The organism is Brevundimonas naejangsanensis (assembly GCF_000635915.2).
Lineage (GTDB): Bacteria > Pseudomonadota > Alphaproteobacteria > Caulobacterales > Caulobacteraceae > Brevundimonas > Brevundimonas sanguinis.
The window spans coordinates 1,850,916-1,872,226 of sequence record NZ_CP015614.1 but is presented as its reverse complement, the minus strand read 5'-3'; the positions used below and the strand labels follow the sequence as shown (position 1 = coordinate 1,872,226).

Below are 21,311 nucleotides of genomic sequence, written 5' to 3'. Positions count from 1 at the left end.
TTCGCGCCCATGAACGCGCCTGTCCCCCCTTCGCAGTTTCAACGCCGCCCCCTGTCCGTCCGCATGGCGACGCCGCGCGGCTTCTGCGCCGGGGTGGACCGGGCCATCCAGATCGTCGAGCGCGCCATCGAGAAATACGGCGCGCCTGTCTATGTGCGCCACGAGATCGTCCACAACCGTCACGTCGTCGACCGGCTGAAAGGGCTGGGCGCCGTCTTCGTCAAGGAACTGGACGAGTGTCCGGACGACCGGCCGGTGGTCTTCTCGGCTCATGGCGTGCCCAAGTCGGTGCCGGCCACCGCCCGTTCGCGCGAGATGCTGTTTCTGGACGCCACCTGCCCGCTGGTGTCCAAGGTCCACGTCGAGGCCGAGCGCAATTTTGCGGCGGGCCGCCACGTCATCCTGATCGGCCACGCGGGCCACCCCGAGGTGGTCGGCACCATGGGCCAACTGCCCGCCGGGGCCATCAGCCTGGTCGAGACGGTTGAGGATGCGGAGGGCTTTCAGCGGCCCGGCGACCAGCCGCTGGCCTACGCCACCCAGACGACGCTGTCGGTGGACGATACGGCCGAAATTCTGGCGGCGCTGAAGCGGCGCTTCCCCGAACTGCCCGACCCGCACAAGGAAGACATCTGCTACGCCACCACCAACCGTCAGGAGGCGGTCAAACGTCTGGGCGACGGCTGCGGCCTGGTGCTGGTGGTGGGCTCCAAGAACTCCTCCAACTCGGCGCGGCTGGTGGATGTGGCGCTGAAGGCGGGGGCCGGGGACGCGCGCCTGGTCGATGATGCGGGCGATCTGGACTGGAGCTGGTTCGACGGGGTCGAGACGGTGGGCCTGACCGCCGGGGCCTCGGCGCCCGAGCCACTGGTGCAGGGGGTGATCGACGCCCTGCGGACCCGCTTCGACGTGACCGTGACGGAGGATGACGGCGCCCGCGAGACCGTGACCTTCAAACTGCCGCGCGCCCTGACGACCTGATCGGAACAGCAAAAAGGCGCGTCCGTCGAAACGAACGCGCCTCTAAACTTCCGCACGGCTGGGGTCGATTACAGGCCCGGCAGCTTGAAGCGAGTGTCGCGACGCGGTGCGATGGTGATGCCCTCGCGGCCGCCGGTCAGGGCTTCCAGACGGGCGTGTTCGCTGGAGGCGTCGATGGTCTTGGCGCCCTCCGGCGTCTGGGTCACGGTCGCCGCCTGGCTGGCGGGATCGTTCTTGCGCCAGAACATCAGGCGATTGGCCCAGCTTTCTTCCTTGTGCGCCAGGTTGCCGAACTCGTCATCGACGACATAGCGAGCCAGCGGGTCGGCGCGATCGGCGCCGGCCTCGGCGGCCAGGACCTGTTCGCCCGGGGTGCGGGTCACGGCCTGGCGCTGACCCAGCAGGATCTGACGCGCGGCGCTTTCAGGGGCCAGTTCCTGCGGACGCGGGGCGCCCGGCGTCGGCGGGGTCAGGCCGTATTCGGGCGGCACCACCAGCGGGGCGCTGGCCACGGTGACGAATTCGTCCGGCACGACCTTGGACAGGCCGATGCTCTGCTTCATCGATCCGCAGGCGCTCAGGCTGAGGGCCGCGCCGGCGGCCAGGGTCGCGATCAGGACGGGACGGATACGCATGGGTCGTTCGGCTCCGGGAGGCGCGCCCGTCGGGGCGCTGGCTCGGGTCGATAAGTTAAGAGGGTGTGATTACGACTTTTCGTGGGCCGCGCCAACAGTCGTGCGACGCTCGGACAGGAAGCTGTCCAGGATCAGCAGCACGACCCCGACGGTGATGCCGCTGTCGGCCACGTTGAAGATCCACGGGAACAGGCCGGTGCCCGAAAAATCGAGGAAGTCCACCACGCCGCCGAAGCGGATGCGGTCGATCACGTTGCCGACGGCGCCGCCCATGACCAGGCCGATGGCCGCGACCAGCAGGCGGCGATTCGCCCGCGTCGCCCACCAGGCCAGCAGGCCCGCCACCACGACCGAGAAGATGCTCAGGATCCAGCGCCCGGCGCCGCCGCCGAACAGGCCGAAGCTGACGCCGGTGTTCAGCACATAGGTCAGGTTGAAGACCGGCGGCGCGACCTCGGCGATCCGGTAGCCGTCGGGAATGTGGGAGATATGGGCGGCGTCGATGGCCCCCAGCACCCAGGCCTTGGTCAACTGGTCCAGGATGATGACGGCCAGGGCGATGCCGTAGGCGCCCAGCGCGAGACGGGAAATCGCGAGACGGGAAATCTTCATGTCCAGCCGGTTAGCAGGAAGACGTGCAGCGGCGAAGAGGGAAAGCGCAGACGGATCGATCGTCAGCCCTGGCCTTTCCCCCCCGCTTTCACTCGCTATAAGCGGGGCATGACCCAGCCTCATCCGTTGCCCCGCCTGTCCGCCGTCGCCGATGACTACGATATCCTGCTCTGCGACGTCTGGGGCGTGATCCACAACGGGCGCGAGAGCTGGGCCGCCGCCTGCGGCGCCCTGACCAAGTTCAACGAGAAGGGCGGCCATGTCGTGCTGATCTCCAACTCGCCGCGCCCGTCTTCGGACGTGGTGGCGCAGCTGGACGGCCTGGGAGTGCCGCGCAGCGCCTGGAAAGCCTTTGTCACCTCGGGCGACGCCACCCGGATGGAGCTGGCGCGCCGCGCGCCCGGCCCTGCGTGGATCATCGGCCCGGAACGGGACTTCGCCCTGTATGAAGGCCTGGACCTGACCAGCGCCCACGGCGCCGAAGACGCCGCCTTCATTTCCGTCACCGGTCCTTATGACGACACCACCGAGACGCCCGAGGACTATCGCGAACGTCTGGCGCCGGCGGCCGAGCGCGGACTGGAGCTGATCTGCGCCAACCCCGATCGCGTGGTGCAGCGCGGGGATGCGATCATCTATTGCGGCGGCGCCATCGCTGATCTGTATGAGTCCATGGGCGGGCGCGTGATCATGGCGGGCAAGCCGTTCGCCCCCATCTACGCCCTGGCGCTGAAGGAAGCCGAGAAGCTGCTGGGCGGCCCGGCGGACCGCTCGCGCGTGCTGTGCATCGGCGACGGGGTGGTGACCGATGTGCTCGGCGCCGCCGAGCAGGCGCTGGACTGCCTGTTCATCGCCCAGGGCATCCACGGCGACGCGGCCAAGGCGGCTGACGGGACCCTGGATCCGGCCCGCGCGGCGGAATTGCTCCGGGCCGAGACGACCTTCGCCCGCTACGCTGCGCTGGAACTGACCTGGTAAGTCTCGCCATTTCGTCGCACCTGCCTTAAAGGCCGCACATGGTTGATCTGGTCCAAGCGCACCCGTCGGGCGGCTACATCCTCGACGAACTTCATGTCGGCATGGCCGCCGAGAAGACGGTTCACGTCACTGAAGAGCGGATCCGTCTGTTCGCCGAGGCGTCCGACGACTTCAATCCGGTGCATCTGGATGAGGCCTTCGCCGCCAAGACGGCCTATCGCGGCCGTATCGCCCACGGCCTGCTGTCGGCGGCCTTCGGCTCTGCGGTGGTGGGCACCATCCTGCCGGGCGCGGGCTCGATCTACATTTCTCAGACGCTTTCGTTCCATTTTCCGGTGCGGATCGGCGACGATGTGCGCATTCAGATCACCGTCATCGAACTGGACCATGAGGGCGCCCGCGCCCAGCTGAAGTGCGAAGGCTTTGTCGAAGACAAGCTGATCATGGACGGTGTCGCCGTCGTGCGCGTGCCGCGTCGCCGCAAGCTGTCGGCGCGCTGAAGGCCGCCTGAAGTGGTCGAAGTCATTCGCGACTGGCGCGGTCTGACCGCAGCGCAGAAGGGGGCGGCCGTCGCCGTCGGCGCCTTCGACGGCGTGCATCGCGGCCATCAGGCGGTCATCGCCTCGGCGCGCGAGGCGGCGGACCGGCTGGGCGTTCCCCGGGCCGTGGTCAGCTTCGATCCCCATCCGCGCCGCTTGTTCCAGCCCGAGGCCGCGCCCTTTCGCCTGATGACGCCGGACCAGATGGCGCGCGCCCTGGCGCCGCTGGGCGTCGACCGCCTGTATCTGCTGCCGTTCGATGCTGAAATGGCGGGCATGTCGGACGAGGAATTCGCCCGCCGCGTCCTGTCCGAAGGCCTCGGGATCGTCCACGCCGCCATCGGCTTCGACTTCACCTTCGGCAAGGGCCGCTCCGGCTCGCCCGCCTTGCTGCGAACCTATGGCGAGACGCTGGGCTTCACCGTCTCCGTCACCGACCGCATCGACGACGCCTCCGGGCTCAAGCTGTCGTCCAGCGCCGTGCGCGAGGCGCTGAAGGCCGGCGACATGGACCGCGCCGCCGCCATTCTGGGCCGCCCCTTCGCCATTCAGGGCGAGGTGATCCACGGCGACAAGCGCGGGCGCACCATCGGCGTGCCAACCGCCAACATGGCCATGGGCGACTATATGCGTCCGGCCTATGGGGTCTATGCGACCCGCACCCGCCTGCCGGACGGCAGGATCATCAACGGCGTCGCCAATCTGGGCGTCCGTCCGATGTTCGAAATCGAACAGCCTCTGCTGGAAGTCTGGCTGTTGGACTTCAATGAGAGCCTCTACGGCCAGGTGCTGGAGACCGAGCTGGTCGCCTTCCTGCGCGGCGAGATGAAGTTCGAGGGCCTCGAAGCCCTCAAGGTCCAGATCGACGCCGACGCCGCCGCCGCGAGGGCCGTACTGGGCTGAGCGCACCGTCTGCGCGGGTTGCGCGCGCATCCCCCGGTTCCCAGCTAATGGAATGATGTGAGCGGGAGGGGTGGATGAAGGACGATAACTCGCAGGCTTGGCTGGCTGTCGCCTGTTTTTGCGTGATTTGGACGATCTGGGCCGTCTTCAGCGGCGCCGGCGTCGCCATGCCCGCCTTGATCGGAGCCGGAGCCTTGCTCTGCAACATCAGCCAAGGCGTTCGACGCTGGGTGAGGGACAAGCTGTCGTGGGCTTTTTCGGGCTCCTCGCTGCGATTGGTTCTGGTGATGATCGGCGTGATGATGCTGTGGCAGACGGTCGGCCTGGAATTGGCCCTTTTCGCCGCCGGTGATGTGCTGGCCTATCTTGAAGTCCTGACGGCCGTCAGTCTGATGGGCGCCCAGACGCGACTGGCGCCGATCAAGGCGGTGATGGCGCGGCGTCTTGCGGCGGTCCTTCAGCCCCTGCGCCGATTGAAACCCAGAATCCGGATGCGCCGCATCCGACCGAGTACGCCGCCTCCCTCCAACGACGCCGACGGACCGGCGGGCGTCTGGGCCTTCGCCTGACGCCTTAACCGGGCGCTTTTTCGGCGATGGCCATCAGGTCGTCGTGCAGCGACTTGCCCTTGTCGTCGATGACGTCGGCGATGCGCCACATCGGGCCTTCCTTCAGTAGTTTGAGCGTCTGGCGATGGTCCTGGCCGGCGTTGGCGAAGACGACTTCGGCGGTCGCGGCCTGAGGGCTTTCGGGCGTCAGCGTCACGGACTTCAGGGCGAAGGCCTCGGCGTCCTGGCAGGCGCAGATGGGGTCGTAGTCGAGGCGAGGCGCGGTCTTCTTGCGTTTGGCTTCGCGGTCGTCGACGCCGATCAGGGCGTTCATGGTGCGAGAATAGAGCGGATCGCGCCCGGGGGTGATGGTCGCCTCGGCCGGGTCGGGCGTGTCCTTCGGCTCGCTGACGCGGGCGTAGAGGGCGCGCACGAAAGCATCGGCGTCCTTTTCGCCCGCCGCATAGACGGCGGCGCGGCCGGTCAGGACGGGCGCGGGCGTCTCCGCAGCCGCAGGGGCGCTCTTCTGTTCCGAACAGGCGGCCGCCGTCAGGGCCAGCACCGCCGCCGTCGCCAAGGCTTGAATACGCATCCGATCCCTCTCCCGTCTGTTCTTCTGGACTATGGCGCAGGGGGCGCGGGGTCTGCTAGAGCTTTCCCATCATGACCGTTCGCGTGATCCGTCCGATTTCGATTAGCCGCCCGGCGTAGCGCTGCAGGGCTGACAGCCCCGCGCACGTCGGGATTTTCTCGAAACATTTCGCCGAGACGACGCCGCCTTGAAGCATCAGGGCATGGGCCGTCCGGCGCCTTCACGCTAGACTGACGCCTGACGCCGCTTTTCGAGCGGCCGCGCGCGCAAAGACGAAAAGACATCTCATGGCCGACGCCGACACCCAGACCCCTTCCGGCCGCGACTATCGCGACACCGTCTTCCTGCCCGAGACGCCCTTCCCGATGCGCGGCGGCCTGCCCAAGAAGGAGCCGGAAATCCTGGCCCAGTGGGGCGACCTGTACGGAACCTTGCGCGCCCTGCGTCAGTCGCAGAAGGCGCCGCTTTATGTGCTGCACGACGGCCCGCCTTACGCCAACGGCGACATCCACATCGGCCACGCCCTGAACAAGACGCTGAAGGACTTCGTGGTCCGCTCGCGCTTCCTGCTGGGCTATGATGTCGACTACGTCCCCGGCTGGGACTGCCACGGCCTGCCGATCGAGTGGAAGATCGAGGAGCAGTTCCGCGCCAAGGGCCGCCGCAAGGATGAGGTGTCCAAGGAAGAGTTCCGCACCGCCTGCCGCGAATACGCCGGCAAATACATCGACCTTCAGCGCGACCAGTTCCTGCGTCTGGGCATCACCGGCGATTTCGCCAACCGCTACGCCACCATGGACTTCACGTCCGAGGCGGCCATCGTCGCCGAGTTCCACAAGTTCAAGAACTCGGGCCAGCTGTATCGCGGCTCCAAGCCGGTGATGTGGTCGCCGGTCGAGCGCACGGCCCTGGCGGACGCCGAGGTCGAGTACCACGACCACGTCTCGCCCACGATCTGGGTCAAGTTCCCGGTGGTCGGCGCGACCGACAGCCACCCGGACGACCTGCTGGCCTTCCGCAACCAGACTCCGTCCGTGGTGATCTGGACCACCACGCCGTGGACCATCCCCGCCAACCGGGCGATCTCTTACGGACCGGACATCAACTACGGCCTGTATGAGGTCACGGCCCTTGAGGAAGGGCTGGACTATGAGCCCTGGGCCAAGCCGGGCGACCGCTTCATCCTCGCCGACAAACTGGCCGAAGAGGTGTTCAAGGCCGCCAAGATCGCCGCCTGGACGCGCGTCTACGACATCGACCCGTCGGGTCTGGAATGCGCCCACCCGCTGGCCGCGCTGGACAGCGGCTACGGCTTCTCCGTGCCGCTGCTGGCGGGCGACCACGTCACCGACGACGCAGGAACCGGCTTCGTCCACACGGCGCCGGGCCACGGCGCGGACGACTTCGCCGTCTGGCTGGCCCACGGCCATCGCGAGGTGCCGGACACGGTCGATCCCGACGGCGCCTATTATGAGCACGTGCCGCTGTTCGCAGGCCTGAAGGTGCTGGAGACCGAGGGCAAGAAGACCGGCAAGTTCGGCCCCGCGAACGGCGCGGTGATGGAGAAGCTGATCGAGGCCGGAAACCTGCTGGCGCGCGGCCGGATGGAGCACTCCTATCCGCACTCCTGGCGCTCCAAGGCGCCGATCATCTTCCGCAACACGCCGCAGTGGTTCATCCGCATGGATGAAGAGCTGGAAGACGGCGCGACCCTGCGCGACCGCGCCCTGAACGCCATCGACGCCACCGCCTTCCACCCGGCGGCGGGCAAGAACCGCATCCGCTCCATGGTCGAGGGTCGTCCTGACTGGCTGATCAGCCGCCAGCGCGCCTGGGGCACGCCGCTGGCCATGTTCGTGGACAAGCAGACGGGTCAGCCCCTGCACGATCCCGAGGTCGACGCCCGCATCGTCAAGGCCGTGGCCGAGGGCGGCGCCGACGTCTGGTTCTCGGCGCCTGACGCCGACTTCCTGGGCGCGCACGACCCCGAGCGGTTCGAGAAGGTCACGGACATCCTCGACGTCTGGTTCGACAGCGGCTCGACCCACGCCTTTACGCTGGACCCGCGCACGGCCGACAGCGGCTATACGGGCGACCGCCCGTCGCACTGGCCCGCCGACCTCTATCTGGAAGGCTCGGACCAGCACCGCGGCTGGTTCCAGTCGTCGCTGCTGGAGGGCTGCGGCACGCGCGGCCGGGCGCCGTTCAAGGCGGTCCTGACCCACGGCTTCACCCTGGACGAGAACGGGGAGAAGATGTCGAAGTCGCGGGGCAATACGACGGACCCCCTGACCATCATCAAGGAGTCGGGCGCCGACATCCTGCGCCTGTGGGTCGCCCTGGTCGACTATTCGGACGACCAGCGCATCGGCAAGCAGATCCTGCAGACGACGGTCGACGCCTATCGCAAGCTGCGCAACACCGTCCGCTATCTGCTGGGCGCGCTGAACGGCTTCGACGAGGCCGAGCGCCTGACCGACTACGACCAGTTCCCGCCGCTGGAGAAGTTCATCCTGCATCGCCTGTGGGAGCTGGATGGCCAGGTGCGCCAGGCCTACGAGGAATACCGTTTCCAGGACGTAGTGCGGCCGGTGCTGGAGTTCTGCTCGGGCGACCTGTCGGCGCTGTATTTCGACGTGCGTAAGGACAGCCTCTATTGCGACCGTCCTGACAGCATCAAGCGCCGCGCGGTCCGCACGGTGATGGACGAGGTGTTCAGCCGTCTGACCGCCTGGCTGGCGCCGCTGACGCCCTTCACCATGGACGAGGCGTGGATGACGCGCTTCCCGGAGGCCGGCACCAACTGCGCCCGGGTGATCCCTGAGACGCCAGGCCAGTGGCGCAACGCGGCCGAGGCCGAGCGCTGGGCCAAGGTCGAGACGGTGCTGGAGGTCGTCAACGAAGCCCTGGAAGCCGCGCGCCGCGACAAGGTCATCGGCGGTGCCTTGGACGCCTGGCCGGTGGTCACGGCTCCGGCCGAACTGCTGGCCCCGTTCGAAGGGCTGGACGCCGCCGAGGTGTTCCGCACCTCGGGCGCTGAACTGGTGGTCGGCGGCGACGCCGTCGCCGTCGAGGTTAAGACGGCGGACTATCCCAAGTGCGCTCGCTCCTGGCGCCGGGCGCCGGACGTCGGCTCGGACCCGGACTACCCCGACCTGTCGGCCCGCGACGCCGACGCGGTGCGCTGGCTGGACGCGCAGAAGGCTTAAAGGACAGGCCCCTTCGTTTCGACGGAGGGGCCTTTTTCTTCCTTCTCCCCTTGTGGGAGAAGGTGGCAGGCGGAGCCTGACGGATGAGGGGTGTGAGCGGTTCGGTCTGACGGGCTGTTGCGGCGTTGGATTTCAAAAAGTCAGGAGGCCCGCCGACACCCCTCATCCGAGCGCCTCCGGCGCCCACCTTCTCCCACAGGGGGAGAAGGGAGCAGCTTACAATCGCACCCTCTGCTCGGCCGATTTCAGCGTCGAGAGGACGAAGTCGGCGGGCGGGTCGGTTTCAGCCAGGACGGCTTCCTTGATGGCGCGCGGCTCGCCGAACAGGTGGCCCTGGCCCATGGCGACGTCCAGTTCGAGGATGTCGACGACCTGTTTCTCGCTCTCGACCTTTTCGGCGATCAGTTCGAGCCCATGGCGGCGCGTCAAAGGGGCGAAGTCCGCGGCGCGGATGTCCGGCTGGCTGGGCAGGGGGGCGGCGCCGTCCAGATCCAGCAGCTGTTCGATCAACAGGTCGGCCGCCACCTTGATGAAGCGCACGTCCGAGCGTTGCAGGTCGGCGAAGTCCAGGTCCAGCGTCTGCACCTTGTCGATGGAGAAGCGGAAGCCCAGGTCGGCCAGCTTGGCCATGTTGCGGGCCTCGATGGCGCCGCGCGCGTCGAAGGTGGCCTGACCCAGTTCGAAGATCAGGGCGTCCTTCAGGTCGCGGTTCTGGTTTAGGAAGTCGAGGAACTGCGGGAAGAACGTCTCGTCGCCCAGGGAGGCGAGCGAGATGTTGCAGAAGACGCCGACCTTGCGGTCCTGGGCGGCCAGGCGGCGCACGATCTGGGCGCAGCGGAACAGCAGCAGGTTGTCGATGGCCGGCAGCAGGCCTTCGCCCTCGGCCACCGACAGGTATTCGGCCGGCATCATCACCCGGTTCGACGGGTCGCGCAGGCGGGTGAAGCTTTCGTAGAAGACCGTCCGCCGCTGGGGCAGGGTCACGACGGGCTGCAAGTACAGGTCGACGCGGTTCTCGCTGAGGGCGTCGTGGACGGTCTTCAGCAGGGTGTTCGACTGGACCTGACGACGGCCCTCGAAGGTGTCGGCGGTCAGGGAGGAGGCTGCCAGCCGCTCCTCGATGGATTCGCTCATCTGCTGGACCAGGCCTTCCAGCATCCGCACCTCGCCGGTCAGGGCGTCGGTGCGCGACAGGGCGCCGGTCTCGATGGCCTGGGCCAGTTCGGTCAGGGCGCCCTGGGTCGACTCCATCGCATCGGCCAGCAGGCGGTGGGCCTCGCGCACCTTGCCGATCTCCAGGCGCAGGGCGCGGCGGTCGGCGATGCCGGTGACGATGGCGTGGGCGCCGGCCAGTATCCCCAGCGCGCCCAGCACCCCGGCCGCGCCGGCGCCCGCTCCCAGACCGGCGCGCCAGATCATCGCCCCGATGGTCAGGGCGAGGAACAGGTAGCCGAAGAACAGGAAGCCGCCGGTGATCTTTCGCATGGGGCCGGTCAGAACCGCCTTTCCATATAGAATCGATCAAGTATCACGTTAACGAAGCCTAACGGCTAGGGTCCGCGCGGATAAACGGGCGGTAAAAGGAGGTTAACGCATGGAATTGTTCGATCTGAGCGGCAAGGTCGCCATCATCACCGGCTCTTCCAAGGGCATTGGCAAGGCTATCGCCGAGCGTCTGGCCGAACACGGCGCGCGCGTCGTCATCTCCTCGCGCAAGGCCGGGCCGTGCGAAGAGGTCGCCGTCGCCATCAATGAGAAGCATGGCGAGAGCCGCGCCATCGCCATTCCCGCCAACATCGCCTCCAAGGACGATCTGCAAAGGCTGGTGTATGACACGCGCGCCGCCTTCGGTCGGATCGACATCCTGGTCTGCAACGCCGCGACCAATCCCTACGCCGGGCCGATGGCCGGCATCGCCGACGAGCAGTTCGAAAAGATCCTTCAGAACAACGTCATCTCCAACCACTGGCTGATCCAGATGGTCGCGCCGGAGATGCTGGAGCGAAAGGACGGGGCGATCCTGATCATCTCCTCGATCGGCGGCCTGCGCGGCAACGGCCTGATCGGCGCCTACAACATCTCCAAGGCCGCGGACATGCAGTTGGCGCGCAACCTGGCGGTGGAGTACGGGCCGTCGAACGTGCGGGTGAACTGCATCGCGCCGGGCCTGGTCCAGACCGATTTCGCCCGCTACCTGTGGGAGAATCCGGAGTTGCTGAAAACCGTCACCGACCCCGCGCCGCTGAAAAGGATCGGCCAGCCGGATGAAATCGCGGGCACGGCGGTCTATCTGTGCAGTCCTGCGTCGGCCTATGTGACCGGCCAGACCCTGGTGGTGGACGGCGGACTGACGATTGCCTGGTGAGAAAGAGAAAAGGCCTGGGTTCCTTCAGGACCTGAACTGGCGGCTGGAAGCGGCGGCGTTCCAGGGGCTGTTTGGCCTTCTGCGCCTGATGGGCGTCGAGCGCGCCTCGGGCTTCGGCGGGAAGCTGCTGCGGACGCTGGGGCCTTTGACCGGCACGCACAAGACGGTGACGCGCAACCTGCGCATCGCCTTCCCCGACATGGGCGCCGCCGAGCGCGACCGCCTGGCCGTGGATCAGTGGGAGCAGACGGGTCGCACCTTCGCAGAACTGGCCGTCATGGACCGGCTGACGCCGGAAAGCGGACGCATCGACATCGTCGGGCTGGAGCGGCTGCACGCCGTGCGCGACTCTGGCCGCCCGGTCGTGCTGATCTCGGGCCATCTGGCCAATTTCGAGGTCATGGCGGCGGTCATCATGGCGGCGGGGGTGCCGTGCCAGGTGACCTATCGCGCGGCCAACAACCCTTACGTCGACGCCCTGATCCGCCAGAGCCGCGAGCGTTACGGCATCAAGCTGTTCGCGCCCAAGGGCGACGGCACGCGCGAACTGATGGCGGGGATGAAGCGCGGCGAATCCATCGCCCTTCTGGTCGACCAGAAATACAATCAGGGGCCGGAGGTCGAATTCTTCGGCCAGCCGGTCAACGCCTCGCCCGGGGCGGCGCGCATGGCGCTGAAGTTCGGCACGGTGATGCAACCCCTGTCGGTGGTGCGTCTGCCCGGCGTGCGCTTCCGCGTCACGGCGCATGAACCGATCGCCGTGCCCGACACGGGCGATAAGGCGGCTGATGTCCTGGCGGGCGTCCAGGCGGCCAACCGGTTCGTCGAAGACCGGGTGCGCGAGCATCCGGTCGACTGGTTCTGGGTGCATAAGCGCTGGCCGTCTCAGGTCTATGAGGCGCTGAGAGAGGCTGAGGCTTAGGTCCCTGTGTCGTCGGCGCGACGGAACGGACCGGCGTAGCTCTCAGTTCGTGTGCGGCGACGGTCCGGCCCGAAATAGTTGGCCGAACGCACAAAGGGCCGCGGACGCAGGATCACCGCCTCGATCCGCGTCAGCAGGGTCTGCGCCTTGACCGGCTTAGAGACGAATTCGGTGACGCCCGCGTCGCGCGCCTCGGTCACGCGGCTTTTCTCGGAATGGCCGGTCATCATGATCACCGGCAGATAGGGGTTGGCGCTGTCGCCCTCGTTGCGGACGGCGCGGGTGAAGGCCACCCCGTCCATCGGCTTCATGCGGAAGTCGACGATGGCGATGTCGATGGCTTTCTGGCCCAGTAGTTCAAGCGCCGCCGCCCCGTCTTCCGCCTCGGTCAAGCGACCGACCCCCACCGACTTCAGCATGGCGGCGATGATGGCGCGCATATTGGGATTGTCGTCCACCAGCAGGACGTGGATCGAACTCAGGGCGGACATCGGAACACCGGCGAACGGAGAAGCCGGGGCATCCGGCGGACACAGTGGCGCAAGACGGACGCGGCTCAGTTGGGGGAGGAGGCGGCCGCCAGATATTCGCGCGGCCCGGCATAGGCCTCCTGGCGCTCTACCGACCAGTACCGCAGGGCCGTCAGAGGAATGGCGACGCCGCTGACGGCGCAGCGCACAAAGGCGCCGGCGGACAGAACAGCGAACTCGCCGTCGCCATAGTGGAGGCTGGCCGTCTGGCCCGAGTCTTGAGAAATCTGCGTGCTCATGACGCCATCATAGCGCGGACCGGGTGCAGGACGAGAGCCGAATCGCGGTCATCCGGCCGCGTGTCCCTGTCGTCGGCGCTCGGCACGGGGCGCTGATTTCTCCTCCGTGTCGCGCAGCGATGGGGAGGAAAGGTCAGAACAGGTCGCCTTGGCCTGCAGGCGGCGCCTTCGGGCGCGGGGCGGGCTTGGGCGCAGGCGTCGGACGCGGTGGCGCGCCCTCGCCGTCGATGGTCGCGCCCCTGGCGCCGTCGCCGAAGACGATCTGCACCGTCTGGCCCGGCGACAGGGCGGCGGCCGAGGCGATCATGGCGCCGTCGGCGTCCTCGATGCGGGCGAAGCCGGGCTTGGGCGTCTTGGGGTTCAGCGTCGTCAGGGCGCGGGACAGGGCGGCCAGGCGGTCCTCCGCCCGCTCCAGCCGACGCGGCATGACGCCGTCCAGACGCAGGCTGAGCGCCTGCAGCCGCGCCTGCCGCTGGTCGAGGCGGCGATGCAGGGGCGCTGGGCTCAGGCGGCCGGCCGTCTGCAGCAGGCGGCGCTCGTTGCGGGCGACGCCGGCCTGAAGCGCGGAAGTCAGACGGTCGGCGGCGCCGCGCAGGCGGTCCTGACCGCGCTCGACGCGGGCGCGCAGCAGGCCGGGCGTCAGACGACCGGCGGCGACCGCCAGCTGTCGCTCATGCACGGCGACGTTGCGATGCAGGCCCGAGCCGAGGCGGCTGGCGGCGTGGTCCAGCCGTTGCTGCGGCAGGGCCAGCAGGTCTTCGGGCCGGGCGGGCAGGCCGCGCGCGGCGGCGCGCAGGCGGGTGCGGCGGTCCTCCAACATCCGCGCCCCGGCGCGCGAGAGGCGGCCCTCCAGATCGCTGAGGGCCCAGCGCAGGTCGGCCAGCACCGGCGTGGCGATCTCGGCCGCGCCGGTCGGCGTCGGCGCTCGGCGGTCCGACACGAAGTCGATCAATGTGGTGTCCGTCTCGTGCCCCACGGCCGAGATGATGGGGATGCGGGCGGCCGCGACCGTGCGCGCCAGACCTTCGTCGTTGAAGCACCACAGGTCCTCGACCGAACCGCCGCCGCGCGCCACGATCAGCAGGTCGGGGCGGGGGATCGGCCCGTCCGTCGTCATCTGGTCGAAGCCGCGGATGGCGTTGGACACCTGGCCGCAGGCGGCGTCGCCCTGAACCACCACGGGCCAGACGATGACGCGGCAGGGCCAGCGCTCGGCGATGCGGTGCAGGATGTCGCGGATGACGGCGCCGGTCGGGCTGGTGATGACGCCGATGGTGGCCGGGAAGGTCGGCAGCGGTTTCTTCTTCGCCGGATCGAACAGGCCTTCGTCGCGCAAGCGGACCTTCAGCCGCTCCAGCTGGGCCAGCAGGGCGCCCGCGCCCGCCGCCTCCATGCTCTCGATCACGATCTGATAGGAAGAGCGCGCCGGATAGGAGGTGATCTTGCCGGTGACGATGACCTCCAGCCCCGTCTCGGGCTGGACGCTTAATCCGCGCACCACGCCCTTCCAGATCACGCCGTCGATGGCCGACTTGTCGTCCTTCAGCGTCAGATAGACGTGGCCCGAGGCGTGGCGGTTCACCTTGGAGATCTCGCCGCGCAGCCGCACATGGCCGAAGCGTTCCTCCAGCGTGCGTTTCAGGGCGAAGCTCAGCTCCGAGATCGACAGCGGCGGATTGTTGTCGCGGGCGGGCTGCAGGGCCGCGCCCTCGAAGGCGTAGTCGTCGTCGGAGGTCATGACGCCACCCTAACCGGCGCGGTCGCCGTCGCAAAGACATGGGCGACAAGCGTGGCGGAACGGGCGCCTCTCCGCGCGCGTTCGCGCATCATGGTGCAGTCCCCAGACCCGACTCCGGACGACGCAACGGACAATGACCTGCCGGCTGATCAGGCGCGCGAGCGCGATCTGGCCCGCCGCAGTCATAACCCGGCGCTCAGTCCCTGGCTGATACTGGGCGTGATTCTTTTGGCCGGCGCCGTCGTCTATGTGGTCTCGGCCCTGATCTAGGACAGGAGGATGTGATGACGAGGATATGGCTCGCCGCGGCCTCGGCCTTGGCCCTGATGGCGGCCTGCTCAGAGGCGCCCTCCAAGCCGACAAAGACGCCGGAAGCTTCGCCCGATGCGGCCTCGGCGCCGACGATGACGCCTACGCCCGCTCCGGCGGCAAGCGCCACAGCGCTGGGCCTGACCGTCAAGCAACTGGAGGACGCCGATCTGATCACCCCGGCGGGCGTTGATCTGGGCGACGTCCAGCGGGTCGATGTGGACGCCTCGGGCGCGGTTACGGGCTTGATCATCGAGCCGGCCGGGCAGGGCGGACCGCGCTGGGTGCGCATTTCGCTGGATGGTTTGACGCCCCGAAAGGAAGGCGACGACTATGATCTGGTGGCCGATATGACGCTTGAGCAGCTGAAGGCCATGCCCGCCTGGACGCCCTGATTGGCTTGATCCCATGTCCGCTAACCCTTTCGGGCGCTTGACCGGGACGACGCGCGCGGCCATTCCGCCCGGATGAACATTCTGCTCGTCGGATCGGGAGGGCGCGAACACGCCCTGGCCTGGAAGATCGCCCAGTCGCCGCTGGTCACGCGGCTTGTCGTCGCGCCCGGCAATCCCGGCATGGCCTCGCTCGGCGAGATGCGGCCCGACTTGAAGGCGACGGACGCTGAAGGCCTGGCGGCCCTGGCGCGCGAGATGAAGGCGGACCTGGTCGTCGTCGGCCCCGAATCGGCGCTGGCCGAAGGGTTGGCCGACCGGCTGGAGGCGGCGGGCATCCCCTGCTTCGGCCCGACCCAGGCGGCGGCGCAGTTGGAGACCTCCAAGGCCTTCTCCAAGGCCTTCCTGCAACGTCACGGCATCCCGACGGCAGGCTATGGCGTCTATGAGGACGTCGCCTCGGCCAAGGCGGCGCTGGATCGGTATTCGGCCCCCTATGTCATCAAGGCCGACGGTCTGGCGGCGGGCAAGGGCGTGGCCATCAGCCCCGATCGCGCCGACGCCGAGGCCGAGATCGAGCGGATGCTGGGGGGTCGGTTCGGCTCGGCCGGGTCGCGCGTGGTGATCGAGGAATTCATGGACGGGGAGGAGGGCTCCCTGTTCGTCCTGTCGGACGGGACGCGGTCGGTGTTGTTCGGCGGGGCGCAAGACCACAAGCGCGCCTTCGACGGCGACCTGGGGCCGAACACCGGCGGCATGGGCGCCTATTCGCCCGCGCCCGTCTTCACGGCGGCCTTCACCGAGGCGGCGAACGAACGCGTGGTTGTTCCGACTATCCAGAAGATGGCCGAGGAAGGCGTTCCCTATCGCGGCGTCCTCTATGTCGGCCTGATGGCGACGGCTGAAGGCCCCAAGGTGGTCGAGTTCAACGCCCGCTTCGGCGACCCGGAGTGCCAGGTGCTGATGATGCGGCTGGACGGCGATGTCGTGCCGCTGCTGCTGGCCTGCGCGCGCGGCGACCTGACCCAGGCGTCGGCGCCCGCCTTCAAGCCGGGCGTGGTGATCTGCGTGGTGCTAGCGGCCAAGGGCTATCCCGACAGCCCGCTGGAAGGCTCGGTCATTCGCGGCGCGGATCAGGACTTCGGGCCGCACGTCCAGGTCTTCCACGCCGGGACCAAGCTGCGCGACGACGGCGCCTTGGCGGCGGCGGGCGGCCGGGTGCTGAACGTCTGCGCCTATGGCGACGACGTGGCCCAGGCGCGCGAGCGCGCCTATGAGGCCATCGCCAAGATCGACTGGCCGGGCGGTTTCCATCGCACCGACATCGGCTGGCGGGCGCTGGAGCCGCGCTAAGCGGCTCCGCCGTGCTTTAGGTCATGGCGAACAACAGCCGACCCTCGCCCATGCGTTCGCGCAAGGGAACCAGGTCGGCGTGGGACACCGAGAAGCAGCCGTAGGAACGGCCCAGCTTGCCCTGGCGCGCCAGGAAGGCCGGGTCGGCGTAATCGGCGCCGTGGATGATGATGGCCCGTTCGCGCGCCAGATTGTTGGAATACTCCAGCCCGTCCAGCAGGACGTTTGGCCCCTGCTGGCTGCCCCAGCTTGCGCCCGCCGTGGCGTAGGCGCCGATCGAGGACATATGGCTGTCCGGACGGTTCGAGAACTGCTGCGCGAAGCCTGAATGCGCCGGGTCCGAGCCGCGCCCGTGGCTGGTGCGATAGGCCGTGACCCAGCCGCCTTCCAGATCGACTTCATACAGGCGGTCCTCGCCCGAGAATTTCTGGAAATCGACCAGATACATCCGGTCGCGCTTCGAGATCTTATGACCGTGCACGTCCATCGCGGCGCGGGCGCGCTCGATCAGGTCGGGGCGCACGACGCCGTGGGGATCGATCGTCGTCCCGGCGTTGGCCATCTGCACGTGAGCCGAGCGCGCGCGCTCAGGCACGATCGGCAGGGCTGGAGCGACGGCTCCGGCGAGGTGAAGTTGAGAGGTGGAAGCGGCGGAGGAGCACCCCGCCAACAGGGCCGAACCGCCCAAAATCAAGCCACGTCTGGAAAGCCGCATGCGACGCCCCCCGCACGGTTAAACAACTGTATCGGCTTGTTTCATGAAGCGTCGTTGGAACGCAACCTTGGCCTTGGCGTGAAGATTGGAATGGTTATGTTGCACGCTTCAGTAACGGGAGGGATACATGAAAAAGCTTGCCCTGATTGTGACCGCAGCTGTTTTGGCTGCCACCGGCGCCGAGGCGCGCCAAGCCCCGGCGGCTGCGCCGGTTTCGGCTGAACAGGCGACGAAGTTCGTCCAAGTGGGGCGGCTTTTGGCCGACCCGGCCAGCGGCCGCGTGCTGCGCGATAAAACTCTCGTGATCAGAGGGAACCAGGTCGTCGAAATCCGCGACGGCTTCGTCGGCGAGGGGAACGTCGTCGATCTGCGCTCGGCCTTCGTGCTGCCCGGCCTGATCGACAGCCACGTCCACCTGGGCAGCGAGCAGAGCCCGACCAGCCGGCTGGACCGCCTGACCATGTCGAACGCCGATCAGGCCATGGTCGGCGCGCGCCACGCCCGTCGCACGCTGAATGCGGGCTTCACCACGGTGGCGGACCTGGGCGGAGCCAATGAGTCGATCTTCGCCCTGCGTGACGCGGTGCGGCGCGGCGACGTGGTCGGACCGCGCATCATCGCCGCGGGTTCGTCCGTCTCGGTCCACGGCGGCCATGGCGACGCCAACGGCTATCGTGAAGACATCCTGCACGTCCTGTCGAACGAGAGCGTGTGTTCGGGCGCCGAGGACTGCCGCCGCGCCGTGCGGACCCAGGTGCGCGCGGGCGCCGACATCATCAAGATCACAGCCACGGGCGGGGTGCTGTCGAACACCGCCGCTGGCCTGAACCAGCAGTTCACCCAGGACGAGCTGGCCTCCATCGTCGAGGTCGCGCACCGGATGGGTCGTCAGGTGACTGCCCACGCCCACGGCGCCGACGGCATCAACGCCTTCCTGAAGGCCGGCGGCGATTCCATCGAGCACGGCACCTATCTGGACGACGAATCCATGCGCCTGTTCAAGGCCAACGGCGCCTGGCTGGTGCCGACCCTGCTGGCGGGCGACTTCGTCGCGCGCGTGGCCTCGGGGCCCGATAACTTCTTCACCCCGGCGCAGAGCGCCAAGGCCCTGGAAGCCGGTCCCAAGATGCTGGATATGGCCGCCCGCGCCCATCGCGGCGGGGTCAAGATCGCCTTCGGCACCGACTCGGGCGTCTCGGCCCACGGCGACAACGCCCAGGAGTTCGCCCTGCTGGTCCGCGCCGGTCTGACGCCGCTTCAGGCCATCCAGTCGGCCACGATCGGCGCCGCCGAGCACCTGAAGATCTCGGCCGAAGCGGGCCGTATCGCGCCGGGCATGCCGGCCGACCTGATCGCCGTCGCCGGCGACCCGCTGACCGACGTGACCGAGCTTGAGCGCGTCCGCTTCGTCATGAAGGGCGGCCAGGTCTTCCGTCAGGACTGAGGTTTCAGCCGATCCAGCAGGAAGGCGGCGAAAGCCGCCTCATCCTCGAAACGAGCGACGACGGGCCAGGGCGAAACCCTGGCCCTTCTTTCTGGGCTGAGCCGGACCCAGTCCTTTTCCGTCGTCACCAGACCGGCGCCGTAGACCGACGCGCGATCATTCAGGAAGGCGAAGTCGCGATCCGACAGTTCGGCGTGGTCGGGGAAGGGGACAAAGTCCTTCAGATCGCACCCGGCGGCGATCAGCGACCGCTCCACCTTCCACGGCTTGGCGATGCCCGCGAAGCCGACCTGCGGCCCCGGCGGCGGCGGGCCTTCGGGCGCCAGTCGGGCGATGAAGACGGGCAGGCCGCCGAACACGTCGATCAGTTCCGGATCGACCTCGGCCAGGTCGGTGGGCAGCAGCACCACCACGGCGTCAGCGCGCGCCAGACCCGCCTTCAGGGGCTCGCGCATCGGGCCGGACGGAAAGACCGAGCCGTCGCCGAACGGCCATTCGTCGCCGCGCGTCTCGCCGTCGACCACGATCAGGCTGATCGCCTTCTTCAGAGCGGGATTCTGATGGGCGTCGTCCAGCACCAGGACGGCGGCGCCGTCGGCTGCAGCGGCCCGGGCGCCTGCAACCCGGTCGCGGGCGATCCAGGCGGGCGAGCCCTGCGCCAGCATCAGCGGCTCGTCGCCGACGTCGGCGGCGGTGTGGACGGCCGGATCGACGCGGACCGGGCCTTCGAGCTTGCCGCCATAGCCGCGCGACAGGGCGGCGGCCTCGATCCCCCGATCTCGCAGCAGGCGCAGCGTCTCACGCGCGACCGGCGTCTTGCCCGAGCCGCCGACCGTCAGATTGCCGATGGAGACGACCGCCGCGCCCGGATCGACGGGCGTGGCGCGGGCGATCCTGCGCGCCGTCACGCCCGCCCACAGCCATGAGGCGGGCTTCAGCAGCATCCGCGTCACCGGGGCGTGGCGACGCTCGCGGCTGTACCACCAGCGGGGGGTGTTCAGTTTCACGGGCGCCTCCGCGACGGGGCGGCGGGCAGGTGGGTCTGAAGCGCCAGCCACAGACGGTCCAGCCCGGCGGCGGCGGCCTCTGCGGAGCGGCGGGCGCGTTCGCCCATGTCGCGGGCGGCGTCCGGGTCGGCCAGCATGGGGCCGACGACCGAGGGCAGTTCGGCGGGCGACAGGACGGAGACGAGGCCGCCCGCCTGTTTCAGCATTCGGGTCACGGCCTGCCAGTTGCTGGCGTCCGGCCCGGTGACGATGGGCTTGGCCAGCCGGGCGGGCTCCAGCGGGTTGTGGCCGCCGACCGCGCCGCCGCCCAGCGCCGGGGCGAAGGAGCCGCCCATGACCACCACATCGGCCAGCCGCAGGAACAGGCCGAGTTCGCCCAGGGTGTCGGCCAGATAGATGTCGGTCTGGTCGCAGATCGGCTGGCCCTGACTGCGCCGCGCAAAGCCGTAGCCGTCGTGGCTCAGAGCCTCGGCGATGGCGTTGGCGCGTTCGGGGTGGCGCGGCACGACGATCAGAAACAGGCGGTCGGCCAGATGATCCAGCGCGCCGACGATGGCCATTTCCTCATGCTCGTGGGTGCTGGCGGCGACGACGACGGGGCGGTCGTCGATCAAGGCCGACAGGCGGGCGAACTCGCCCCTGTCATAGGGCAGGGGCTCGCCGGACAGCTTCAGGTTCACCTGGCCGTCGACGCGGGCGCCCAGCGCCGTCAGCCGGTCGGCGCTGTCCTGATCCTGGGGCCAGACGTGCGAAAAGCCGTTCATCAGGGCGCGCGCCATCCCGGGGGCCTTCCTCCACCCTTGCGCCGTCTTGTCGGTGATGCGGGCGCTGACGAGGGCCAGCGGCACGCCGCGTTTTTGCGCCGTGGTCAGCAGATTGGGCCACAGTTCGCTCTCGACGAAGACGCCGACATTGGGCCGCCAGTGGTCGAGGAAGGCGGCGACCGCCGAGGGCCCGTCGACCGGGGCGAACTGGTGAATGACGCCGCGCGGCAGGCGGCTCGCCAGCACCTGGGCCGAGGTCAGGGTGCCGGTGGTGACCAGCACGGTCACATCGGGCCGATCCTTGCGGATTCGCTCGGCCAGCGGAAGGATGGACAGGGCCTCGCCGACGCTGACGCCGTGGATCCAGACCAGAGGCCCGTCGGGGCGCGCCATGCCGGGCTGGCCCAGCCGTTCATCGACGCGGGCGGGGTCTTCCTTGCCCTTGCGGACCCGGGCGTCCAGCAGGCGCGGGGCCAGCGGCTCCAGAAGGCGGGTCAGCAGCTGATAGACGATCAGGGCAGGGCTGAAGGCCACGC

At 68.6% G+C, this 21,311-nt stretch carries 22 protein-coding genes; 12 read left to right on the top strand and 10 right to left on the bottom strand.

What is annotated here, in order from left to right:
• Positions 1 to 9 precede the first annotated feature (9 nt).
• On the top strand, positions 10 to 981 hold the full coding sequence (gene ispH, locus DA69_RS08875) for a 4-hydroxy-3-methylbut-2-enyl diphosphate reductase (RefSeq protein WP_025978370.1): 972 nt from the start codon (positions 10 to 12) through the stop codon (positions 979 to 981).
• A 68-nt stretch (positions 982 to 1,049) separates the two neighbouring features.
• Here the strand turns inward: ispH and DA69_RS08870 are convergent, their stop codons facing one another.
• The gene (locus DA69_RS08870; protein ID WP_025978369.1) at positions 1,050 to 1,616 is read right to left on the bottom strand and encodes a DUF3035 domain-containing protein; all 567 of its coding nucleotides are present in this window, start codon (positions 1,614 to 1,616) and stop codon (positions 1,050 to 1,052) included.
• 69 nt (positions 1,617 to 1,685) lie between these two features.
• Entirely contained in the window at positions 1,686 to 2,228 is a 543-nt protein-coding gene (gene lspA, locus DA69_RS08865; RefSeq protein WP_025978368.1) for a signal peptidase II, read from the bottom strand.
• A gap of 108 nt (positions 2,229 to 2,336) precedes the next feature.
• Between lspA and DA69_RS08860 the strand changes: the two genes are divergently transcribed.
• From DA69_RS08860 to DA69_RS08845, 4 genes are all read left to right on the top strand, one after another.
• Positions 2,337 to 3,206, top strand: coding sequence for a TIGR01459 family HAD-type hydrolase (locus DA69_RS08860; protein WP_025978367.1), 870 nt, complete (start codon positions 2,337 to 2,339; stop codon positions 3,204 to 3,206).
• 38 nt (positions 3,207 to 3,244) lie between these two features.
• Entirely contained in the window at positions 3,245 to 3,706 is a 462-nt protein-coding gene (locus DA69_RS08855; RefSeq protein ID WP_029972693.1) for a MaoC family dehydratase, read from the top strand.
• Positions 3,707 to 3,718: 12 nt separating this feature from the next.
• A complete protein-coding gene (locus DA69_RS08850) occupies positions 3,719 to 4,648 on the top strand; it encodes a bifunctional riboflavin kinase/FAD synthetase (RefSeq protein ID WP_025978365.1) in 930 nt (309 codons plus the stop codon).
• Positions 4,649 to 4,722: 74 nt separating this feature from the next.
• A complete protein-coding gene (locus DA69_RS08845) occupies positions 4,723 to 5,217 on the top strand; it encodes a hypothetical protein (RefSeq protein WP_025978364.1) in 495 nt (164 codons plus the stop codon).
• 4 nt (positions 5,218 to 5,221) lie between these two features.
• Here DA69_RS08845 and DA69_RS08840 read toward each other — a convergent pair whose 3' ends face one another.
• Positions 5,222 to 5,788, bottom strand: a complete 567-nt coding sequence (locus DA69_RS08840) for a DUF3828 domain-containing protein (RefSeq protein WP_025978363.1) — start codon at positions 5,786 to 5,788, stop codon at positions 5,222 to 5,224.
• Between the two features lie 287 nt (positions 5,789 to 6,075).
• Between DA69_RS08840 and ileS the strand changes: the two genes are divergently transcribed.
• A complete protein-coding gene (gene ileS, locus DA69_RS08835) occupies positions 6,076 to 8,997 on the top strand; it encodes an isoleucine--tRNA ligase (RefSeq protein ID WP_025978362.1) in 2,922 nt (973 codons plus the stop codon).
• A 216-nt stretch (positions 8,998 to 9,213) separates the two neighbouring features.
• Here ileS and DA69_RS08830 read toward each other — a convergent pair whose 3' ends face one another.
• Entirely contained in the window at positions 9,214 to 10,482 is a 1,269-nt protein-coding gene (locus DA69_RS08830; RefSeq protein WP_025978361.1) for an EAL domain-containing protein, read from the bottom strand.
• Positions 10,483 to 10,591: 109 nt separating this feature from the next.
• Here DA69_RS08830 and DA69_RS08825 point away from each other — a divergent pair, with 109 nt between their 5' ends.
• The gene (locus DA69_RS08825) at positions 10,592 to 11,362 is read left to right on the top strand and encodes an SDR family NAD(P)-dependent oxidoreductase (RefSeq protein WP_025978360.1); all 771 of its coding nucleotides are present in this window, start codon (positions 10,592 to 10,594) and stop codon (positions 11,360 to 11,362) included.
• Positions 11,352 to 12,284: a lysophospholipid acyltransferase family protein gene (locus tag DA69_RS08820; RefSeq protein WP_025978359.1), complete on the top strand. Its 933-nt coding sequence runs from the start codon at positions 11,352 to 11,354 to the stop codon at positions 12,282 to 12,284. The genes DA69_RS08825 and DA69_RS08820 overlap by 11 nt, the downstream gene beginning before the upstream one ends.
• Here DA69_RS08820 and DA69_RS08815 read toward each other — a convergent pair.
• From DA69_RS08815 to xseA, 3 genes are all read right to left on the bottom strand, one after another.
• Complete coding sequence (locus DA69_RS08815; protein ID WP_025978358.1) at positions 12,281 to 12,775, bottom strand: response regulator; 495 nt, start codon at positions 12,773 to 12,775, stop codon at positions 12,281 to 12,283. The two genes, DA69_RS08820 and DA69_RS08815, sit on opposite strands and share 4 nt — an antisense overlap.
• A gap of 65 nt (positions 12,776 to 12,840) precedes the next feature.
• On the bottom strand, positions 12,841 to 13,053 hold the full coding sequence (locus tag DA69_RS08810) for a DUF2093 domain-containing protein (RefSeq protein ID WP_025978357.1): 213 nt from the start codon (positions 13,051 to 13,053) through the stop codon (positions 12,841 to 12,843).
• Between the two features lie 133 nt (positions 13,054 to 13,186).
• A complete protein-coding gene (gene xseA, locus DA69_RS08805; protein WP_025978356.1) occupies positions 13,187 to 14,791 on the bottom strand; it encodes an exodeoxyribonuclease VII large subunit in 1,605 nt (534 codons plus the stop codon).
• A 90-nt stretch (positions 14,792 to 14,881) separates the two neighbouring features.
• Here xseA and DA69_RS08800 point away from each other — a divergent pair, with 90 nt between their 5' ends.
• The 3 genes from DA69_RS08800 (at position 14,882) to purD (ending at position 16,845) form a co-directional block, all read left to right on the top strand.
• Positions 14,882 to 15,061, top strand: coding sequence for a hypothetical protein (locus tag DA69_RS08800; RefSeq protein ID WP_025978355.1), 180 nt, complete (start codon positions 14,882 to 14,884; stop codon positions 15,059 to 15,061).
• Between the two features lie 14 nt (positions 15,062 to 15,075).
• Positions 15,076 to 15,495 (top strand): hypothetical protein, encoded by a 420-nt coding sequence (locus tag DA69_RS08795; RefSeq protein WP_025978354.1) that lies wholly within the window; start codon positions 15,076 to 15,078, stop codon positions 15,493 to 15,495.
• 72 nt (positions 15,496 to 15,567) lie between these two features.
• Entirely contained in the window at positions 15,568 to 16,845 is a 1,278-nt protein-coding gene (gene purD, locus DA69_RS08790; protein WP_025978353.1) for a phosphoribosylamine--glycine ligase, read from the top strand.
• A gap of 16 nt (positions 16,846 to 16,861) precedes the next feature.
• Here the strand turns inward: purD and DA69_RS08785 are convergent, their stop codons facing one another.
• A complete protein-coding gene (locus DA69_RS08785) occupies positions 16,862 to 17,560 on the bottom strand; it encodes a murein L,D-transpeptidase catalytic domain-containing protein (protein ID WP_025978352.1) in 699 nt (232 codons plus the stop codon).
• A gap of 127 nt (positions 17,561 to 17,687) precedes the next feature.
• Between DA69_RS08785 and DA69_RS08780 the strand changes: the two genes are divergently transcribed.
• Complete coding sequence (locus DA69_RS08780; protein ID WP_025978351.1) at positions 17,688 to 19,004, top strand: metal-dependent hydrolase family protein; 1,317 nt, start codon at positions 17,688 to 17,690, stop codon at positions 19,002 to 19,004.
• Here DA69_RS08780 and lpxK read toward each other — a convergent pair.
• The gene (gene lpxK, locus DA69_RS08775) at positions 18,995 to 20,011 is read right to left on the bottom strand and encodes a tetraacyldisaccharide 4'-kinase (RefSeq protein WP_025978350.1); all 1,017 of its coding nucleotides are present in this window, start codon (positions 20,009 to 20,011) and stop codon (positions 18,995 to 18,997) included. The genes DA69_RS08780 and lpxK overlap by 10 nt on opposite strands.
• On the bottom strand, positions 20,008 to 21,309 hold the full coding sequence (locus tag DA69_RS08770) for a 3-deoxy-D-manno-octulosonic acid transferase (RefSeq protein ID WP_025978349.1): 1,302 nt from the start codon (positions 21,307 to 21,309) through the stop codon (positions 20,008 to 20,010). The genes lpxK and DA69_RS08770 overlap by 4 nt, the downstream gene beginning before the upstream one ends.
• Positions 21,310 to 21,311 lie beyond the last annotated feature (2 nt).